The 18364-nt window shown below is 59.2% G+C and carries 14 protein-coding genes and 1 pseudogene; 9 read left to right on the forward strand and 6 right to left on the reverse strand.

All coding sequences use genetic code 11. From position 1 onward, the window contains the following. Positions 1-15 precede the first annotated feature (15 nt). The gene (locus tag AOZ07_RS01655; RefSeq protein ID WP_060700416.1) at positions 16-513 is read left to right on the forward strand and encodes an RNA polymerase sigma factor; all 498 of its coding nucleotides are present in this window, start codon (positions 16-18) and stop codon (positions 511-513) included. Then, positions 510-1139 (forward strand): methylated-DNA--[protein]-cysteine S-methyltransferase, encoded by a 630-nt coding sequence (locus tag AOZ07_RS01660; RefSeq protein WP_060700417.1) that lies wholly within the window; start codon positions 510-512, stop codon positions 1137-1139. The genes AOZ07_RS01655 and AOZ07_RS01660 overlap by 4 nt, the downstream gene beginning before the upstream one ends. A gap of 9 nt (positions 1140-1148) precedes the next feature. Here AOZ07_RS01660 and AOZ07_RS01665 read toward each other — a convergent pair whose 3' ends face one another. Further along, positions 1149-1985 carry a shikimate dehydrogenase family protein gene (locus tag AOZ07_RS01665; RefSeq protein WP_060700418.1) on the reverse strand — a complete coding sequence of 279 codons (837 nt, stop codon included), beginning with the start codon at positions 1983-1985 and terminating at the stop codon, positions 1149-1151. Between the two features lie 179 nt (positions 1986-2164). Here AOZ07_RS01665 and AOZ07_RS01670 point away from each other — a divergent pair, with 179 nt between their 5' ends. From AOZ07_RS01670 to AOZ07_RS01695, 6 genes are all read left to right on the forward strand, one after another. Continuing rightward, on the forward strand, positions 2165-3502 hold the full coding sequence (locus tag AOZ07_RS01670; RefSeq protein ID WP_060700419.1) for an MFS transporter: 1338 nt from the start codon (positions 2165-2167) through the stop codon (positions 3500-3502). A gap of 489 nt (positions 3503-3991) precedes the next feature. Beyond that, on the forward strand, positions 3992-5374 hold the full coding sequence (locus AOZ07_RS01675) for a flavin monoamine oxidase family protein (RefSeq protein ID WP_060700420.1): 1383 nt from the start codon (positions 3992-3994) through the stop codon (positions 5372-5374). Between the two features lie 112 nt (positions 5375-5486). Beyond that, positions 5487-6971 carry an alanine/glycine:cation symporter family protein gene (locus tag AOZ07_RS01680; protein ID WP_060700421.1) on the forward strand — a complete coding sequence of 495 codons (1485 nt, stop codon included), beginning with the start codon at positions 5487-5489 and terminating at the stop codon, positions 6969-6971. A gap of 74 nt (positions 6972-7045) precedes the next feature. After that, positions 7046-7726: a GntR family transcriptional regulator gene (locus AOZ07_RS01685; RefSeq protein WP_060700422.1), complete on the forward strand. Its 681-nt coding sequence runs from the start codon at positions 7046-7048 to the stop codon at positions 7724-7726. Positions 7727-7976: 250 nt separating this feature from the next. Continuing rightward, entirely contained in the window at positions 7977-8882 is a 906-nt protein-coding gene (dapA, locus tag AOZ07_RS01690) for a 4-hydroxy-tetrahydrodipicolinate synthase (protein ID WP_060700423.1), read from the forward strand. 9 nt (positions 8883-8891) lie between these two features. Further along, positions 8892-10382 (forward strand): aminobutyraldehyde dehydrogenase, encoded by a 1491-nt coding sequence (locus AOZ07_RS01695; protein WP_060700424.1) that lies wholly within the window; start codon positions 8892-8894, stop codon positions 10380-10382. 80 nt (positions 10383-10462) lie between these two features. Here AOZ07_RS01695 and AOZ07_RS01700 read toward each other — a convergent pair whose 3' ends face one another. The 3 genes from AOZ07_RS01700 to AOZ07_RS01710 form a co-directional block, all read right to left on the reverse strand. Further along, positions 10463-10711, reverse strand: coding sequence for a hypothetical protein (locus AOZ07_RS01700; protein WP_171920120.1), 249 nt, complete (start codon positions 10709-10711; stop codon positions 10463-10465). A gap of 49 nt (positions 10712-10760) precedes the next feature. Beyond that, on the reverse strand, positions 10761-12941 hold the full coding sequence (gene katG / locus AOZ07_RS01705; RefSeq protein ID WP_060700426.1) for a catalase/peroxidase HPI: 2181 nt from the start codon (positions 12939-12941) through the stop codon (positions 10761-10763). Positions 12942-13033: 92 nt separating this feature from the next. Further along, complete coding sequence (locus AOZ07_RS01710) at positions 13034-13468, reverse strand: Fur family transcriptional regulator (RefSeq protein ID WP_171919352.1); 435 nt, start codon at positions 13466-13468, stop codon at positions 13034-13036. Positions 13469-14129: 661 nt separating this feature from the next. Between AOZ07_RS01710 and AOZ07_RS01715 the strand changes: the two genes are divergently transcribed. Next, positions 14130-15986 carry a BCCT family transporter gene (locus AOZ07_RS01715; RefSeq protein WP_084793097.1) on the forward strand — a complete coding sequence of 619 codons (1857 nt, stop codon included), beginning with the start codon at positions 14130-14132 and terminating at the stop codon, positions 15984-15986. A 73-nt stretch (positions 15987-16059) separates the two neighbouring features. Here the strand turns inward: AOZ07_RS01715 and acs are convergent. Further along, a pseudogene (gene acs / locus AOZ07_RS01720) lies at positions 16060-18045 on the reverse strand (acetate--CoA ligase); the annotation flags it as partial. Positions 18046-18097: 52 nt separating this feature from the next. Further along, positions 18098-18361: a hypothetical protein gene (locus AOZ07_RS19215; RefSeq protein WP_194943747.1), complete on the reverse strand. Its 264-nt coding sequence runs from the start codon at positions 18359-18361 to the stop codon at positions 18098-18100. Positions 18362-18364 lie beyond the last annotated feature (3 nt).

Raw genomic sequence — 18364 nt, forward strand, 5'->3', positions numbered from 1 at the left:
ACCTTCAGGAGAGCCATGCAAGTGCCGTTTGAGCGGATAGTCCAGGATTACGGGCTGAACGTGCTTCGCGTTTGCCGCGCCCTGCTCGATGAGCATCGCGCCCAGGATGCCTGGTCCGAAACTTTCCTTTCAGCGCTCAAGGCCTATCCGCAGCTTGCCGAGGACGCCAACGTCCTGGCCTGGCTGGTCCGCATTGCACGGAACAAGGCCATCGATGAGCTGCGCAAGAACAAGCCGGAGATCCTCGTCGACCATCATCAGTGGGACCAGATTGATGGCGAGCCGCAACCGGCACTGCAGCTGGAGAATCTCCAGCTCTGGCAGGAAGTAGGCAGGCTCCCCGAGAAGCAGCGGCTGGTGGTCGGCTACAGGTATCTGGGCGGGCTGACCTATGCGCAGATTGCCCAAATGGTTTCTGGCACTGAAGCCGCCGCGCGGCGAGCGGGCAGCGACGGGCTCAAGAACCTTCGCCGATTGCTCGGCGATGACACACTGTGGCAGGAGAAGTCATGACTGATGCACCGATCAACTCTTCGGCAACCGGAGAAGAGGCCCAAGTTCTGGAGCAGCTGGGAATCGAGCTGCGGGCCAAGGCGCAGGCCGGGGATCTTGTCGATATTTCCTACCGAGTAGTTGATAGCCCGGTAGGGTCTTTGCTGCTGGCCAGCACCCCAGCCGGCCTGGTGCGGGTAGCTTTTGAAACAGAGGGCCATGAGAGGATTCTCGAGGTGCTCGCCCAGAAGCTCAGCCCGCGCATTCTCAAGGACCCCGCGCGTTTGGATGCTGTGGCCCAGCAACTCGATGAGTACTTTGCCGGAACCCGGCACAACTTCGATGTGCCTCTGGACCTGAAGCTTTCCACCGACTTCCGCCGCCGGGTGCAGCTGGAACTGGGCATGATCGGCTACGGGCAGACGTGGAGCTACTCGCAGATGGCGCAGCGCATTGGCAATCCCAAGGCCGTGCGCGCCGTAGGCTCGGCCTGCGCGACCAATCCGATTCCCATTGTCCTGCCCTGCCACCGGGTATTGCGCACCGATGGATCACTGGGCGGCTATCTTGGCGGACTCGAAGTGAAGACGGAATTGCTGACGCTGGAAAATCCCCGCTTTGGTGGTGCGCCGGGCACCCTCTTCTAGGTTTTTCGCTCAGTTGTTGTCGCGGATGCGCTGAAGCGAGTGCCGGAGCTGGGTCTTGCTCTGCTCGGGCAAGCCAAGCAGCGGGACCATGGCTTCGGCTTGAAGCAGCAAATGCTCCCAGCCGTCGGAATATTCCAGGCCTTGCTCGATGGCAGCCTTGATGGTTCCGGTCGTGTGCGCGCTGTACACAAAATCATAGACATAGGTGCCAGGAAGCAGGTGCACGGTGCCCCAAGCGGCCCCGTCTTCGGCATGCTTGCCGATGGGCGTGGCATTAATGATGAGGGAAGCCTGCGCTGCGGCCTGCGATGCCCGGGGCCAATCCACGCTCTTGCCCGGGACTCCCATGTGGGTGGCCAAGGAGAGCAGCTGGTTGGCCGCTTCTTGATCACGGTCCGCGATGGTGACGGTGCCGATATGTCCTTGGAGCGCAACCAGAGCTGCGCGGGCCGCGCCACCGGCACCGAGGAATACAACGTGATCATGCATTCTGGTAGCCAGTTTGGTTGCCACCGCAATCAGATCGGTGTTGTAGGCATGGAGTTTTCCGCCCTGGCGGATCAATAGATTGGCTGCTCCACTGAGGCTGACCTGTTCGGAGCGTTCGTCGGCGATGCCTGCTGCCCACTGCTTATGCGGCATGGTCACGTTGGCGCCTATGACTTCCGTTGAGAGCAGGCTGTTGCGGATTTCCTGCATGGGGCTGTGCGCGGGAACGTCCCGTGGCTCGTAGCTCCAGTGATTGCCCAGCGCCTCGAACACAGGATTCCAGAGATCCGGCGACATGGTTTGCGAAGCATGGGAACCAATGATGAACAGCTGTGTTGCGTTGATGGAGTGGCTCATTGTTGTCCTTTCGAGACGAGCTTGCCCAGCATGGATTACGGAAACCGCCACACCTCTTGTGACTCGCCTCACCTTGCTGTACTTTAACTATTGTCGCATATCGCACGTTTGTGCGTATACCGTACAACTAACATTAGTGCAGGACGGAAAGCATCCCTGCTGCTGTGGAAGGACATCCCATGAGCAAGACCATCAGCCATTCGAGCGCCAGCCTCGACGAGGAACAGCGGCGCAGGCTCAAGCGCGCCAAGAAGGCGGCGCTCGCGGGATTCCTCGGCGGCGCGCTGGAATACTATGACTTCTTCATCTACGCGACGGCCGCCTCGCTGATCTTTTCCAAGATCTTCTTCCCTTCCGGGGATGCGACCATCGCCCTGCTTGCATCCTTCGCGACTTTCGGAGTCGCCTACATTGCCAGGCCTTTCGGCGCGGTGTTCTTCGGGCATCTCGGTGACAAGATTGGGCGCAAGGCAACGCTGGTGATGACCTTGGTGCTGATGGGCTCGGCAACCTTCCTCATCGGTGTGCTGCCCGATTTCTCGACTGCCGGATACTGGGCTCCAGCGCTTCTGGTGATCCTGCGCTTGATGCAGGGGCTTTCTGCCGGTGCGGAGACCGCCGGCGCGTCGGCGCTATCCACCGAGGAAGCTCCGGAAGGCCGTCGTGGATTTTTCGCCAGCTTTGCGATGAGCGGCATTTCCTTTGGCATCGTTCTGGCCTCGATCGCGTTCCTTCCGGTAGCGGCGATGGACGAGCCGGCGCGTCTGGCCTGGGGCTGGCGAATCCCATTCTGGCTGTCATTGCTGGTTCTCGTGGCCGCCTTCCTGGTGCGCCGCTCCTTGGAGGAGCCCGAGGTATTTGAGGAAAAGCAGGAAGAAGAACAGCTGGTGAAGCTGCCTTTCACCAAGATGATCACCACCCACCCGGCCCAGTTCATGCAAGTGGCGCTGATGTCCTTCCAGGTGGTCACGAATACGTTCATGCAGTCCTTCGGGTTGGCTTATGCAGTGTCCGTGGGCATTCCCGCGGCGACCATGTTGTGGGTGAGCATCGCCGGAAACGTGGTTGCCATTGTCAGCCAGCCGTTCTTTGCCCGGCTCTCGGATAATTTCGGGCGCAAGAAGGTGTTTATCGGAGGCGTGCTGGGTTCTGGCGTGATGATCTTCGTGTACTTCCTGACGATTTCCACGGGCAATCTGGCCATGGTCTTTGTGTCCAGCATGCTGATTACGGCCGGAACGTACGCAGCCTCGAATTCCGTGTACCCGGCGTGGTTCTCTGAACTGTTCAACGTGAAGGTCCGCTATTCGGGAATGGCCATCGGGCTGCAGGTCGGTATCCTCTGTGCCGGCTTTACCCCGCTGCTGGCCACGGCACTTGTTGGCAGCGTGTCGGCCAACTGGGGCCCAGCGGCGTGGATTGTTGCCGCGTCGTCGATTCTTGCCATTGCTGGCGCGGCGTGGGCGCGGGAAACCAGCAAGACGGACCTGCGGGAGCTGGGCAACCCGGTTCCCTAGACCCGAGGACCGAGGCGTTAGTAATAAATTGGCCAATGGCCGCCAACTCCGAAAATTCGGAGTTGGCGGCCATTGGCGTCTTTGCGCAACTGATCGCGTGCCGCAAGTGATTGGTCGAGTTATTTTCCGGATGCTTTGGCTTCGTCGAAGCCTGGCATCCGGTTGTGCGTTATGCCTTCTCCGATCGGCGATAGCTTGCGCTTCAGGGTAGGCGGCAGCCCGTAGATAGCAGCCCACCGCCAGGGGACCAGCGGAAATAACTAACAAACCCCTTGCGTGATATGTGATCACAAATTACAGTTAATGTGAGAGCCGTTACATCGGAGGCGTGCAAGGCCTTCCAAACGCGTTATCAAAGTTGGTGCCCGGATCTATGGAAACTAATTGATCCGAAGTGCAGTTGCAGCGCTCAGCCTGCGTTACCCCACACATTACCTCGCGCAATGGCGCGCTATTTGTCGACCCCTGATTTAAAGGAGAAATGTACTCATGAAAGACGTAGTTATCGTTGGAGCCGGGTTGGCTGGTCTTTCTGCTGGGTGGCGCCTGCGTCACTGGGACTCGCTATTGCTCGAAGCTGATGACCGTGTCGGCGGGCGCATCAAGTCGGAACGCCGTGGGGCCTACTGGCTGAATTGGGGTGGCCATGTTTTCGCCGGAGAGGACTCCTCGACTGAAGCGCTGCTCAACGAAGTAGGCGTCACGGCGGTCAACATTCCCGGCTCGTTGCAAGCGATGTCGATGAACGGAAAGTTCTTGAAGAGCGGGCATATCGCTACTTATCCGCTGCGCTTGCCCATGAGCCTGAGTGATCGGATCGCAACTTTCAAAGGCGGTCTCAAGGTCGTATCCGGCGTTGCAAAATACACGTCAGTGGTACGCAAGCGCGCCGGCGAATCAGGTGCTACCCGCCAGCAGAGAATCTACGACTTTGAAAACGAGCGCAGTTTCCAGGACTTCATTGGCGACCTGCCAGAAGACGCGGCATCTCTCTTCAAGACGACGGTCACTCGATCGGCCGGAACGATGGATCAAATTTCGGCCGGGGCAGGAATTGGCTACTTCAGCCTGGTCCTCGGTTTCGGACAGGGGTTGAGCAAGGGGATCGTAGGCGGTCCGTCAACGTTGACGGAAAGCATTGCAGCTGCGTTGGACGACCGTATTGAACGTGGCGCAAAGGTCCAGGAAGTCATCCACAAGAGCAATTCGGTCATCGTGCGCTATCAGCAGCACGGCCAGATCCACGAGGTCGAAGCCCGGACGGTCATCTTGGCAACAACTGCAGATATTTCTCATCAGGTGGGCGTCGACCTTCCAGCGGATCTGAAGGACGCGCTGTCCCAAATCAAATATGGTCCGCACGTCAGCACCGCTTTCCTGACCAACGAAACGTCGGCAAGGCCTTGGGACGACATTTATGCAATTGCCGCTCCAAAGCGTTCGTTCGCGATTGCGCTGAATCAAGCGAGCATTGTTCGAGGCAGTGAATCTGCTCGCCAGCCGGGCGGAAGCATGATGACGTTCTCCCCAGCTGATCTTGGGCAGGCGCTGTTGGAAAAGCCTGACGAAGAAGTCATAGAAACGCACCTGCGGGATTTGGACGAAGTCCTCGGCGGAAAATTCGCTGATTCCGTGACCGAGGCGAAAACCGAACGGTGGAAGATGGCCTCGCCGTATTCCTTCCCGGGCCGGGCCAAACTGCAAAGCACCCTGATGCGAGGTACTGATCGCGTGTTCCTGGCAGGCGATTTCATGGGCACGCTGTACACCGAATCATCAATTACCTCTGGCTTCGCCGCTGCTCAGAATGCGGCGCGCGTGCTGGCCACGCATCGGCAAAGCCCGAAGCTCGAATTCCGCAAAGCGGTATAGCGCTGAGCCACCGGGCATTGAGCACCGAAACATCCCGCGATTGGGCGAGTATTTGATCGCGGAGTTCTACAACCAATTTTCATGATTCACGACAGGGAAAGAGAGAAGACAAATGGAAAATCTTGACTTCGCAGAGTTCTTGTCACGGGTCTCCGATGCATTATGGGGACCAATGGCGTACGTTGTTTTGGGTTTGGGCATTGCCTACTCAGTAGCAACCAAAGGGGTGCAATTCACGCGCATTCCGGATATGTTTCGGCAGCTCAGGGAGAATGACGGCAGCCAAGGAGGACTGTCATCTTTCCAGGCCCTGGTTCTGGCGCTCGCCTCGCGAGTTGGCGTCGGAAGTATCGCCGGTGTTGCGACGGCGATCTTTGCTGGCGGCCCTGGTGCGCTTCTGTGGATGGCAGTGACCGGGCTGGTTGGCTGCACGGTCGGTTACGCCGAGGCTACCCTGTCTCAAGCATTCAAGCGCCGGGTGCTCGACGATGACCGCATTAAGGCCAATGAGGATATCGGCGGGATGCCTTATTACATCAAGTACGGGCTCAAGCTCCCCAAAATTGGAGCGCTCGTAGCCGTCCTCGGTGTCATCGGCTATGGAGTCGTCTTCCCGGGCTTCCAGGTCAACACGATTGCCGCCAGCGCAAAACTGGCGTTCAATGTCCCGTCGTGGATTCCGGCTATCGTGGTGACCCTATTGATTGCCGGCGTGATCTTCGGCGGAACAACCCGTCTTGTGAAAGTCACCCAGTTCCTCGTCCCTGTCTTGGCGATCGGCTACCTGATTTTGGCCTTGGTGGTTATTGCAATGAATATTGACAAGGTGCCTGACGCGCTCATGCTGATTGTTCAGTCGGCAATCGGTGTTCACCCCTTGCTGGGCGGCGTCGCCGGCGCTGCTGTGGCCTGGGGGGTACGGCGTGCGGTATTTGCCTCGTCCAATGGCCTCGGCGAAGCAACGTTCGCTGCTGCTGCCGCTCGAACCTCGCATCCAGCCAAGCAGGGCCTGGTCCAAACCTTCAGCATCTACATCGATGTCTTGCTGATTTGCATGGCGACAGGCCTGATGATGATCGTATCGGGGAAGTACAACGTCACCGATGGGGCGGACGGGTACCTGGTGGGCAACGTTCCTGGTGTTGCTCCCGGTGCCAACTGGGTCCAGGAAGCCATCGATACGGTGGTTCCGGGGTGGGGTGCCGGATTCGTGGCAGTCGCGGTATTGCTCTTCGGCTTCGCCTGCCTGCTCGCCTACTTCTACGTTGCCAATTCCAACCTGCTGTTCCTGCTCAACGGCAAGTCCGGGCACGGGTGGAAGCTTGCGCTGAAACTTGGCACCATGGCCATCGTATTCATCGGTTCCATTGCCAACGCGAAGCTGATCTGGGCCGCTGGCGATATTGGATTGGGTCTGATTGCCTGGGTAAACCTGCTCTGCTTGGCCCTGCTCTTCCCGACCGTTCGCAAGATCCATGCAGACTACGAACGACAGCGAAAGCTTGGGATCAACCCGACATTCGAGCCTGAAAAACTTGGCATCGAAGGCGCTGACTTCTGGACGGATAGCGACGACAAGGAATCTGTCAGAAAATAGCGGGACTCATTGCGAGTCGTATCAAAGTTGTCAGATATTGAATTCGTGATCACATCCATCGATAGAATGACGGCATGACGTTGAACAAACTCGAACCAGGCGCCTTGGTTGCAGACCAGGTTTTCGACGCGATCCACCAAGGAATCACCAACGGTGATCTGGCCGCGGGCCAGCGTCTTAGAATCAGGGATCTTGCAGACCAGCTTGGAACCAGCGTTATGCCCGTGCGTGATGCGATTCGCCGCTTGGAGGAGAGCGGCCTGGTCGAAACGATCCCCTATCGAGGGGCTGTGGTTCGCGCCTTCACCGCACATGAACTGCTCAACGTCTACGCGGTGCGTCGCATCTTGGAAGTCGAAGCGGGCAAACTCGGTGTCGTGAACCTCGACAAGCCCGAGCTGGCCGTCCTGAAGGACCAGTACGACTCGATGAAGTCGGCCCTTGCTGGCGGAGACCTCGCTGCATGTATTGCACTGGACGAGAAGTTCCTGAGCACCATTTATCTGGCCTCAGGAAATCCCGTGCTCTTCGAGACCATCGAACGGCTATGGATTCAATGCCGGGCTTATAAATTGATCGGCGCACGTCGTGCTGTGGCCGAAGGCAAATCCCGTCTGCTGTGGGAATACCAGTCCAAGATCCTCAAGGCAGTGAAGTCGCACGACGTCGATTTGATCGCTGAGCTGACCGATCAGTCCATCTTCGCTGCGATGGAACGAATTCGCCAGGCACTTCCCTCGGCCGCGCAGGATTAATCGCAAGCCCGCTCTTCGAGCGGCTCCGCAAATAGTGAACTTCTAGGGCGAAGCTTTAACCTCTTGTGTGATTTGTGATCACATATTACTGTTAAATGAGATCGCCGTTACACCGGAACGAATTCAGGTACTGCCCGTTCCTCTCTACCGTCATAGCCTCACGACGGAATAAACCAACTGGGCCACCGCGGCTGTCACCATTCACAGCCCCTTGGCATATACACATTCAGAAACTCAAGGAGAATCAAGCATGTCTGCAAATCTTCATGGAATCCTCACGGCTCTCATTGCTCCATTCGCCCACGATGGAAGCCTCGACGAAGCGGGGCTGAAAAACCTCGTGGAACGCAGCATCGCCGGCGGCGTGAACGGGCTGGTCACCTGTGGATCGACAGGTGAATTCAGCGCCATGACGCACGAGGAGCGCAAGCGCGTTGTTGAAGTCGTGGTTCAGGCGGCGGCTGGACGAGTTCCGGTTGTCGCGCAAACCGGAGCGACGACGGCGCGTGAAGCCATAGAACTCACTCGCCACGCGGAGCAGGTTGGGGCGGACGTTGTCATGATCGTGACCCCGTACTACGAGCCCATCTCCGTGGAAGAAACGGTTGACTACCTCAAAACCGTGAGTGCCTCGGTTTCGGTACCGGTCATGCTCTACAACATCCCGCCGGCAACTGGAATCAACCTGGACCCAGAATTGGTTGAGCGGCTGGCCGATGAAATCCCGAATGTCCGCTACATCAAGGACTCCAGCGGAAATATGGAACAAGCACTGCAGCTGATCCACAACCTGGGCGACAAGATCGAGACCTACATCGGCTGGGACGTCTTGACGCTGGCCGGCTTGCTCGAAGGCGCCGCAGGCATCGTTGCCGGGGCCGCAAACGTCGTGCCGCGCGAACTTGCCAATGTCTACGCCGCAGTCCGCGACAACGACTTGGCCAAGGCCCGCCAGCTGTGGAACGAGGTCTACCCGGTTATTGACGGGCTGTTGACCGAACCATTCATCCCGGCCATCAAGGCCGCGCTGAAGATCCAAGGGCAGGACTTTGGAGAGCCCCGTTTGCCGATTCACCCTGCCAGCAAAGAAACCAGCGCGCGCATCCAAGGACTGCTTGAACAGCTATCCGATCACGCTGCGCCAGTGAACAGCTAAGGAACCGAAATGACTACCGCCAACCCAGTGGAAGTACGCCGCAACGAGCAGGCGCGCCCAGCTCCTGCCTTGCCCCCGGCAAAAATCTTTGTCAACGGCGAATTCACATCGCCTGAAGGCACTGAAGTGTTCACGGTGATCAACCCGAGCAATGAGCAGGACATCCTGGATGTGCCGCGGGCCTCGGTTGAGGATGTCGATCGTGCTGTTTCAGCTGCACACCAGGCCTTCGCGCACTGGGGGCGTACCGTGCCTTCGGAACGCGCGGCAGCATTGCTGAGCATTGCCGATCGCATGGAGCAAGAACGCCAGGTGCTGGTGGATCTTGAATCGCTGAATACGGGCAAACCCCAGGCAGTGGCAGAGGACGATGTTGATTCCGCCATCGATTCTTTCCGCTTCATGGCGGGGGCACTGCGTGCTGGGACGACGCTGGCGGCCGGTGAATACGCCAAGGACCACACCTCGGTCATTATCAGGGAACCGCTAGGTGTTATCGGAGCCGTGACCCCGTGGAACTATCCGCTGCTCATGGGCGTTTGGAAAATCGCCCCGATTTTGGCGGCAGGCAACACCTTGGTGATCAAGCCCTCGGAAACCACGCCGCTGACAACCCTCAAGTTCGCAGAATTGACCGCTGACCTGCTCCCTGCCGGGGTATTCAACGTTGTCACGGGTAGGGGCGCGGTCATTGGAGACCGGCTGGCCTCCCATCCAGACGTGGCCATGATTGCCTTGACCGGGTCGGTGGGCAGCGGGCAATCCGTTGCCGCGTCCGCGGCGGATTCGGTCAAGCGGGTGCACCTGGAACTGGGCGGGAAGGCCCCGGTCGTTGTATTCGACGATGCCGATCTTGATGCGACGGTTGCCGGGCTGCGCAACGGCGGTTTCTGGAATGCGGGTCAGGAGTGCGGAGCCGCCTGCCGCGTTCTGGTCCATGAGTCCATTGCAGAAGAATTCACTGCCAAGCTCGCTGAAGCGGTGCAGAGCTTGGTCGTGGGGGAACCGGGCGCAGGGGCCGAAGTTGAAATCGGGCCAATGATTTCCCGTGCGCACTACGAACGCGTGCTGGAACATCTGAAACTTGCCGAAGAAGAAGGCAACGAGTTTGCCACCGGCGGACACGCTGTGCCGAGCAAGGGCTACTTCATTGCTCCCACGGTGATCAAGGCTTCTAAGGGCGCCGCATGCACCCAGCAAGAAATTTTTGGCCCCGTTGTCTCCGTGGAGACCTTTTCTCAGGAGGACGAAGCAATTTCGCGGGCCAACGAAGTTCCCTTTGGGTTGGCTGCTTCGGTCTGGACCAAGGACGCTCAGCGCAGCCATTACGTGGCTTCCCGCTTGGACGCGGGAACCGTTTGGGTCAATGCGCACCTGGTTTTGGCAACTGAAATGCCCTGGGGCGGGTTCAAGGGGTCCGGATACGGCCGCGACCTCTCGGCCTATGCCTTGGACGACTATTCGAGAACCAAGCACGTGATGCACAATATGGCCCGATAGATAACAGGGCTGGAACGGCTGTGGCCGCCACCTCCGATGAATTCGGAAGTGGCGGCCACAGCTTTGAGCCCTGGGTCTGCTTACTTGCGCAGTTCGAAGCGATCAGCATCCATGAGGTTGGTCCAGGCCGCGGCGAAGTCCTTGACGAACTTCTGCTTGGCCCAGGCCGGAGCGTAAACCTCGGCCAGTGCGCGCAGCCCGGAGTTCGGTTCAAATGCTCCGGATGCGGGCGCGGCCTCCCAGCCTATGCCTTGGTCGGCTATTCGAGAACCAAGCACGTGATGCACAATATGGCCCGATAACAGGGCTGGAACGGCTGTGGCCGCCACCTCCGATGAATTCGGAAGTGGCGGCCACAGCTTTGAGCCCTGGGGCTGCTTACTTGCGCAGTTCGAAGCGATCTGCATCCATGAGCTTCGCCCAGGCTGCAGCGAAGTCCTTGACGAACTTCTGCTTGGCATCGTCCGAAGCGTAAACCTCGGCCAGTGCGCGCAGCTCGGAGTTGGAGCCGAAGACCAGGTCTACGCGGCTGCCGACCCAGCGGCCGTCAGTGGTTGCGTAGGTCTTCTCTTCTGCATCCGGGGTCCATTCAAGGCCCAGTTCCAGCAGGTTGGCGAAGAAGTCGTTGGTCAGCACGCCCGGGGTATCGGTGAATACGCCGGTGTTCGAGCCATCCCAGTTGTTGCCCAGTACGCGCAGCCCGCCCACCAGTACGGTGGTTTCCGGTGCGGTCAGGCCCAGCAGGTTGGCGCGGTCCAGCAGCAGGTACTCGGAAGGCAGGTTCAAGAAGCCCGAGTCGTAGTTGCGGAATCCGTCAGCTACTGGCTCCAGCCATGCGAACTGCTCGACGTCGGTCTGCTCCTGGGTAGCGTCAACACGCCCCGGAGTGAAAGGAACCTCGATCTGCTGGCCAGCAGCCGATGCTGCCAGCTCAACACCTACGTTGCCGGCCAAAACCACAACGTCGGCGAAGGAGGTCTTGATGGCGGAAGTGGCGTTGAAGTTGTCAACGATCTCTTCCAGCTTCGCGATCACTGGCTTGAGCTGCTCTGGCTGGTTCACGCTCCAGGAAACCTGTGGTTCCAAGCGGATGCGTCCGCCGTTGGCACCGCCGCGCTTGTCTGAGGAGCGGAAGGTTGCCGCTGCCTTCCAAGCGGTGGAGACCAGCTGCTGCACGCTCAGGCCGGATTCCTTGATCAGGTCCTTGAGTGCCGAAACTTCTGCAGCGCCCAGGGTGGTTTCTGGTGCAGCTGGCAGTGGATCCTGCCACAGCAGATCTTCTGCTGGAACCTCTGGACCGAAGTAGCGGGACTTCGGGCCCATGTCGCGGTGGGTCAGCTTGAACCACGCACGAGCGAAGGCGTCGGCAAACTTGTCCTGGTTGTCCTTGAACTCGCGGGAGATCTTCTCGTAGGAAGGATCGAAGCGCAGGGCCAGGTCGCTGGTGAGCATGCGTGGCTCGCGGCGAACCGAGGAGTTGTGGGCCATTGGAACCATGTCGGCTCCGCCGTTGTCCTTTGGACGCCACTGCTGGGCGCCGGCAGGGGAGTGGAACAGTTCCCACTCGTAAGCGAAGAGGATGTGGAAGAACTCGTTGTCCCAACGGGTTGGGTGGTAGGTCCAGGTAACTTCCAGGCCGGAGCCGATGGTGTCATCGCCGTTGCCGGTACCGAAGTCGGACTTCCAGCCCAGACCCTGCATTTCCAGCGGGGAAGCTTCCGGGTCGCCGCTCTTGTGCGACTCGGCGCTGGCACCGTGGGTCTTGCCGAAGGTGTGGCCACCGGCAATCAGGGCGACGGTTTCCTCGTCGTCCATGCCCATGCGGCGGAAGGTTTCACGGATATCCGCTGCGGAAGCCAGTGGGTCGGCAACGCCGTCTGGGCCTTCTGGGTTGACGTAGATCAGGCCCATCTGGACAGCTGCCAGTGGTGCGTCGAGGTTGCGGGCGCCGGTGTAGCGTTCGCTTTCCAGCCATACCTTCTCAGGACCCCAGTAAACGTCTTCGTCTGGTTCCCAGACGTCCTTGCGGCCACCGGCGAAGCCGAAGGTCTCAAAGCCCATGTCTTCCAGCGCGACGTTGCCGGCCAGGATCATGAGGTCAGCCCAGGAGATGGACTGGCCGTACTTCTTCTTCACAGGCCACAGCAGACGGCGAGCCTTATCCAGGTTCACGTTATCTGGCCACGAGTTCAGCGGAGCGAAGCGCTGCTGGCCTGCAGATCCGCCACCGCGGCCGTCGTGCGAGCGGTAGGTGCCGGCAGAGTGCCAAGCCATGCGAATCAGGAAGGGACCGTAGTGGCCGAAGTCAGCTGGCCACCAGTCGTAGGACTTGGTCATGACCTCGGCGAGATCAGCCTTGACTGCTGCCAGATCCAGAGCTTCGAAAGCCTTGATGTAATCGAAGTCTGCATCCAGGGGGTTGGTAGCCTCCTGATTCTTTGCAAGGATCTTCAGATTCAGCTTATTTGGCCACCACTCGGTGTTGGCGTTTCCCTGGGTCGGGTGTACTCGACCGGTGTTGCCTACAACCGGGCACTGACCTGCTGTTGTCTCAGACATATGCTCTTCCTTCCGGATTTTTTGGGGTTTGTGGTTCGATGTTCATCGCCCGAGGGGGTCCCGAATGATGACAAAGTTTTGGGGCCGTGCGGCTACCCGCCGAGATTCTTAGCCTGGCACTCGGGGCAGGTGCCCCAATAGATGACTTCGGCTTCATCGATCTTGAAGCCGTGGTCATCCGACGCGTGCAAACAAGGGGCTCCGCCGACAGCGCAGTCGACGTCAGCTAGGGTTCCGCACTGGCGGCACACCACGTGATGATGGTTGTCGCCGACGCGGGTTTCGTAGCGTGCGATATGCCCTTGAGGCTGTATCTGGCGGATGACGCCCAAACTGGTGAACAGCTTGAGCGAATCGTAGACCGCCTGGTGTGACACCGTGGGATGCTCACTGTGGACCGCCGAAATAATTGTTTCGGTGTCCGCGTGAGGGTGCGCGGCAACCGCAGCGAGTACCGCAACGCGTGGTTGCGTGACTCGCATAGAGGCAGCCTTGAGCACTTGCTCGATCCCGTCCAGAGATGTCATATCTTCAGCATGACCGCTTATCTTGAATGAGTCAAGATAAGTAGAGGTGTATTTCAGGTTGCTACGCGATGTTCCCTGATTAACTTCTGGTGTTCAGTGCTGGTTAGTAAATATTCTTATTTCGGAATATGTCTTATGTGTTTGGCGTAGGAGCCGAAGTTACCGCAAAAACCGAACGAGTAGCCCGCCCTCGGCAGAATTCGCCAAGGTATCAGGCCACGGATTTTGCTGCGCACGACCTGGAATTCTGGGCGGCTTCGGGCAGGAATTATGCACACGCGAGCAAGCTCACATAGCTGTGAACAGACTATGAGCAGTACGCCATGAACGGGGTGCTTGAGGCAAAAAACCGCGAGAATCAGGCGCTCTGGTTTGACCAATGGGTGTGGGTCGACCATGCTTAAAAAGGCCTATTTAGGATTTATTGTGACAATTCGAGAAGAAATAGCGTCGGGTCACCGGTAATATTCCCGTGGCAATATGCAGGGTCAGTTGTATCAATCAGCACCCTCTGACGCTAGATTTGGATTCAGTGAATCGACACCGATAAGCAATTCGCAATCAAGCACACTGCAGGGCAATCGCGTCCCCTCGAAGCGATAACTCGCCGGGCGCCGGCAGGACTTCGTTCGCCGAGCCTTACCAGTGAAGGAAGAACGCAATGAAGCAGACGGATCAATCATTTGAAGACCTCGTCGGCGAGCTGCATACAGCTCGACAACGACGACCAAAGAAATATTCGGTTTCAGGAACCGACTATTGGGTATTCGGAATCGCTGGCGCCTTGGCGCTGGCATTTATCATTTGGGGTTTCGTAACCCCCGAGGGCTTGGGTAAAGCCGCAGACGTGGCCCTTAACTGGGTCATCACCAACACTGGTTGGCTGTTTATCATTGCAGCCTCGGTATTCGCAATATTTGTCATCGTGGTCGCTGCGAAGAACTTCGGGCGCATCCCGCTGGGCAAGGACGACGAAAAACCGCAATTCAGTACAGTTTCATGGATCTCCATGATGTTTGCTACCGGCATGGGCATCGGCTTGGTGTTCTACGGCGTGGGAGAACCGCTGTTCTTCTACATGTCACCGCCGCCAGGCACCGTTGAAGGGTCTACCGACGCTGCCCTGAGCACCGCCATGGGCACCACGCTCTTCCACTGGACGCTGTTCCCGTGGGCGATGTATGCCATCGTCGGCTTGGGCATGGCCTACGGCAGTTTCCGCCTGGGGCGCCCGCAGCTGTTCTCGGCAATGTTCTCCTCCGTCTTCGGAGAGCGCATTGTGCACGGCTGGGGCGGCCGCACCATTAATATCCTCGCCATTATCGCTACCCTATTCGGCTCCGCCTGTTCACTGGGACTGGGCGCACTGCAGATTGGTGGCGGCATCCAGTCCGCTGGCATCCTTGAAAAGGTTGGCTCCGGCGTCCTGGTAGTGATCATCGCGATCCTTACCGCATTGTTTGTCGCTTCGGCTGTCTCCGGCATCGAGCGCGGCATCCAGTGGCTGTCGAACATCAACATGGTCTTGGCAGTGATCCTGGCGCTGATCGTCTTCATCGGCGGCCCAACGCTATTCATCCTCAACGTCGTCCCGAACGCCGTGGGCGCATTCATTGGCGACCTTCCAGAGATGGCTTCGCGTACCGCGGCCTCCGGCGACGGCACCATGTCCAGCTGGCTGTCCTCCTGGACTGTCTTCTACTGGGCTTGGTGGATCTCATGGAGCCCATTCGTGGGCCTGTTCATCGCTCGCATTTCGCGTGGCCGCACCATCCGCCAGTTTGTCACCGGCGTGCTGCTGGTTCCATCGGCTGTCACCCTGCTGTGGTTCTCCATCTTCGGCGGTGGCGCCATTGGCTTGCAGGAACGCGCGGAGCGTGCAGGCAACACCGGCGAGGCGCTGGCCAAGGTGGTGGATGGGGCTCCGGACATCAACTTCGACCTGATCCTCTTCGATCTGCTTAATGCGCTTCCGCTCTCCGGCTGGATTGCCACGGTGCTGATGATCGTCACGGTCTTGCTGATCGCGATCTTCTTCGTCACCGGCGCCGACTCGGCTTCCATCGTGATGGGTGCCTTGAGCGAGCGCGGGGCCGAGGAGCCGACCAAGAAGTCCGTGGTCTTCTGGGGTGTCGCCACCGGTGCTGTTGCCGCAGTCATGCTGTTGGCGGGTGGCGATCATCCGGCCGAGGCGCTCAACGGCTTGAAGAACATCACGATTGTCTCGGCCTTGCCGTTCGTGATCGTGATGCTGCTGTTGTGCGTCGCACTATGGAAGGACCTGAGCCGCGATCCGCTGATCTTGCGCGGCAAGGTGGCCCGCACCGTGCTTGAGCAATCGGTGACCCAGGGCGTGGACCGGCACGAAGGCAGCCAGTTCAGCCTGATGACCACCGAGATTCCCATCATCAAGCCGGCCGGGAAGCCGGAAGATGGTGTGGTGGATTCAGCTCCGGTGATAGTTACCGAGGCTGTTGTGGAACCGTCCACGGATTCTTCCGAATCCAAGGATTCCTAGCATCAAATAGTCGAAGCCACGTCCCGCGGGACGTGGCTTCGACTATTTAAAGCGGATTTTCTTCAGTTGCGCTTTAGCGGCGTGCCCGGCAGATTGCATTGATCTCGGGAATGCACGGTTCATTCTGCAGGCTGGTGGTGTCACCCAGCGTGGTTCCTTCAAATAGCTGTGTGAGCAGGCGGCGCATGATCTTGCCCGAACGGGTTTTGGGAACATCCGGTACCAGCAGCACATCGCGCGGCTTGGCAATCGGGCCTATCTGGGTGGCTACCGTGGAACGAAGCTCAGCTATGAATTGTGCCTGGCGCGCGGCGAGCTGCTCATCAGGGTTTTCGCCAATCAGCGACTTGTCCAGGGGCACCACGAAGGCGGTGGCCGCATGTCCGGTTTTTGCATCCGGGGTGGGGCAGACGCCGGCCTCGACGACACCGGAGTTGGTGACCAGCGCAGACTCGATTTCAATGGTCGATAACCGGTGCCCGGAAATATTGATCACGTCATCGGTGCGGCCCAGGATGAAAATATCTCCATCCTCGTCAAAACGTGCCCCATCGCCGGCGAGGAACCAGCCTTGCTGGACGTACTTCTCCCAGTAGCTGGTGTAGTAGCGTTCAGGGTTGCCCCATACCGTGCGCGCCATGGACGGGCCGGTGCGGGTGATGACAATATTGCCCTGGGTATTGGGCTCAACTCGCTGTCCCTGGGCATCAACGATATCCACGGAAACGCCCGGCAGGGCACGGGCGGCGCAACCTGGCTTGAAGTAGTCGTCGGTCGGCAAAGGGGAGAGGACCGTCGCCCCGGACTCGGACTGCCACCAGGTATCCACCATCGGAATGCCTGCCGGGGTATCACGGCCAAGCTGTTCGCGCAGCCACCGCCAGGCCTCCGGGTTAACGGCTTCGCCAACGGTGCCGCCGACGTTGATGGAGGACAGGTCGTAGGATTTGGGAATGCCCTCGGGGAACCAGCCCATCAACGAGCGGACCAAGGTCGGGGCCGTGTAGTAGCTGGTGACCTTGTAGCGTTCGACGACTTCGAAGTGGCGTCCGGGATGCGGCGCGTTGGGCACGCCTTCATAAATCACCTGGGTGACGCCGTTGGATAGCGGTCCATAGATCTCATAGGTGTGGGCCGTGATCCATGCCAGGTCCGCGGTGCACCAGTGCACGTCATTCTCGCGCTGGGAGGCATCCGGGTTGGCGAAGAGCATGTTGTAGCTGGCGGCAGCCTGGGTCAGGTAGCCACCGGTGGTGTGCACCAGGCCCTTGGGCTGTCCGGTGGTTCCGGAGGTGTACATGATGAACAGCGGAGTTTCGGAGTCGAAGAACTGCGCTTCATGTTCGGTGGGCTGGGTGTCGACAACATCGTGCCACCAGACGTCGCGGCCTTCGGTCCACGGGATCTGATCGCCGGTGCGTCGAATGACCAGCACTTTTTCGATTTCATTCTCGCCGGAGACCGCTTCGTCGGCATTGTCCTTGACAGGCACCGAGGTGCCGCGGCGGAATTGGCCATCGGTGGTCACCAGCACCTTGGCCTTCGTGTCTTCCACGCGGAACTTCAACGCTTCGGCAGAGAATCCGCCGAAGACCAGCGAGTGGACGGCGCCGATGCGGGCGCAGGCCAGCGTGATGACGACGGTTTCGATGAGGACCGGAAGGTAGATGACCACGCGGTCGCCTTTGGCCACGCCCAAGGATTCCAAAGCGTGGGCGGCCTGGCTGATGCGTTCTTGCAGGTTCTTGTAGGTGACGGCCACCCGGTCGCCGGGTTCGCCCTCGAAATACAGTGCGACCTTGTCTCCGCGGCCGGCGGCCACATGCCGGTCGGCGCAGTTCACCGCGGCATTGAGCTTGCCACCCAGATACCAGGAGATCTGCGGTCCGCGCTTGGCTTCCGGGTCAGCTGGGAGGATCTGGCTGGTGGTATGCCAGCTGGTGTCCCAATCAAGGAGGCGTGCCGCGTCGTCCCAGAATGCTTGGCGTGCTTCCTCTGAGGCAAATGCAGAGGTTGGTGCCGATTCGATGGTCATTACAGAGTATTCCTTGGAGTGTCTATTCGGTGGCTGGTTTGGTACTTGATCGCTAGTGCCCTCGGGCCCGGGGCTTTTATGGCGCGGCGTTCGGAGGCAGCGAGCAGGGCAACGGCAAGTATTCCGAGGAAGGCCAGCTGTTGCTTGTGCCCTGGAGGTTCTTGGCCGAGGCGAATTGCCTGTCTTTGCCCATAGCCCGTTGCGGCTGCGAGCCTGAAAGCGCGGTGCGGCTCTGTGCCGTGGTGGCGAATCTGCGCGAGAAATTGGCGAGGCCGGCGCCCAGCGCCATGGATGCGAGGCCCGGGTACTGCATTTGAGGCTGCGCAAAGCACAGTGCCATGAT

This window comes from Glutamicibacter halophytocola (genome assembly GCF_001302565.1).
GTDB classification, from domain to species: domain Bacteria; phylum Actinomycetota; class Actinomycetes; order Actinomycetales; family Micrococcaceae; genus Glutamicibacter; species Glutamicibacter halophytocola.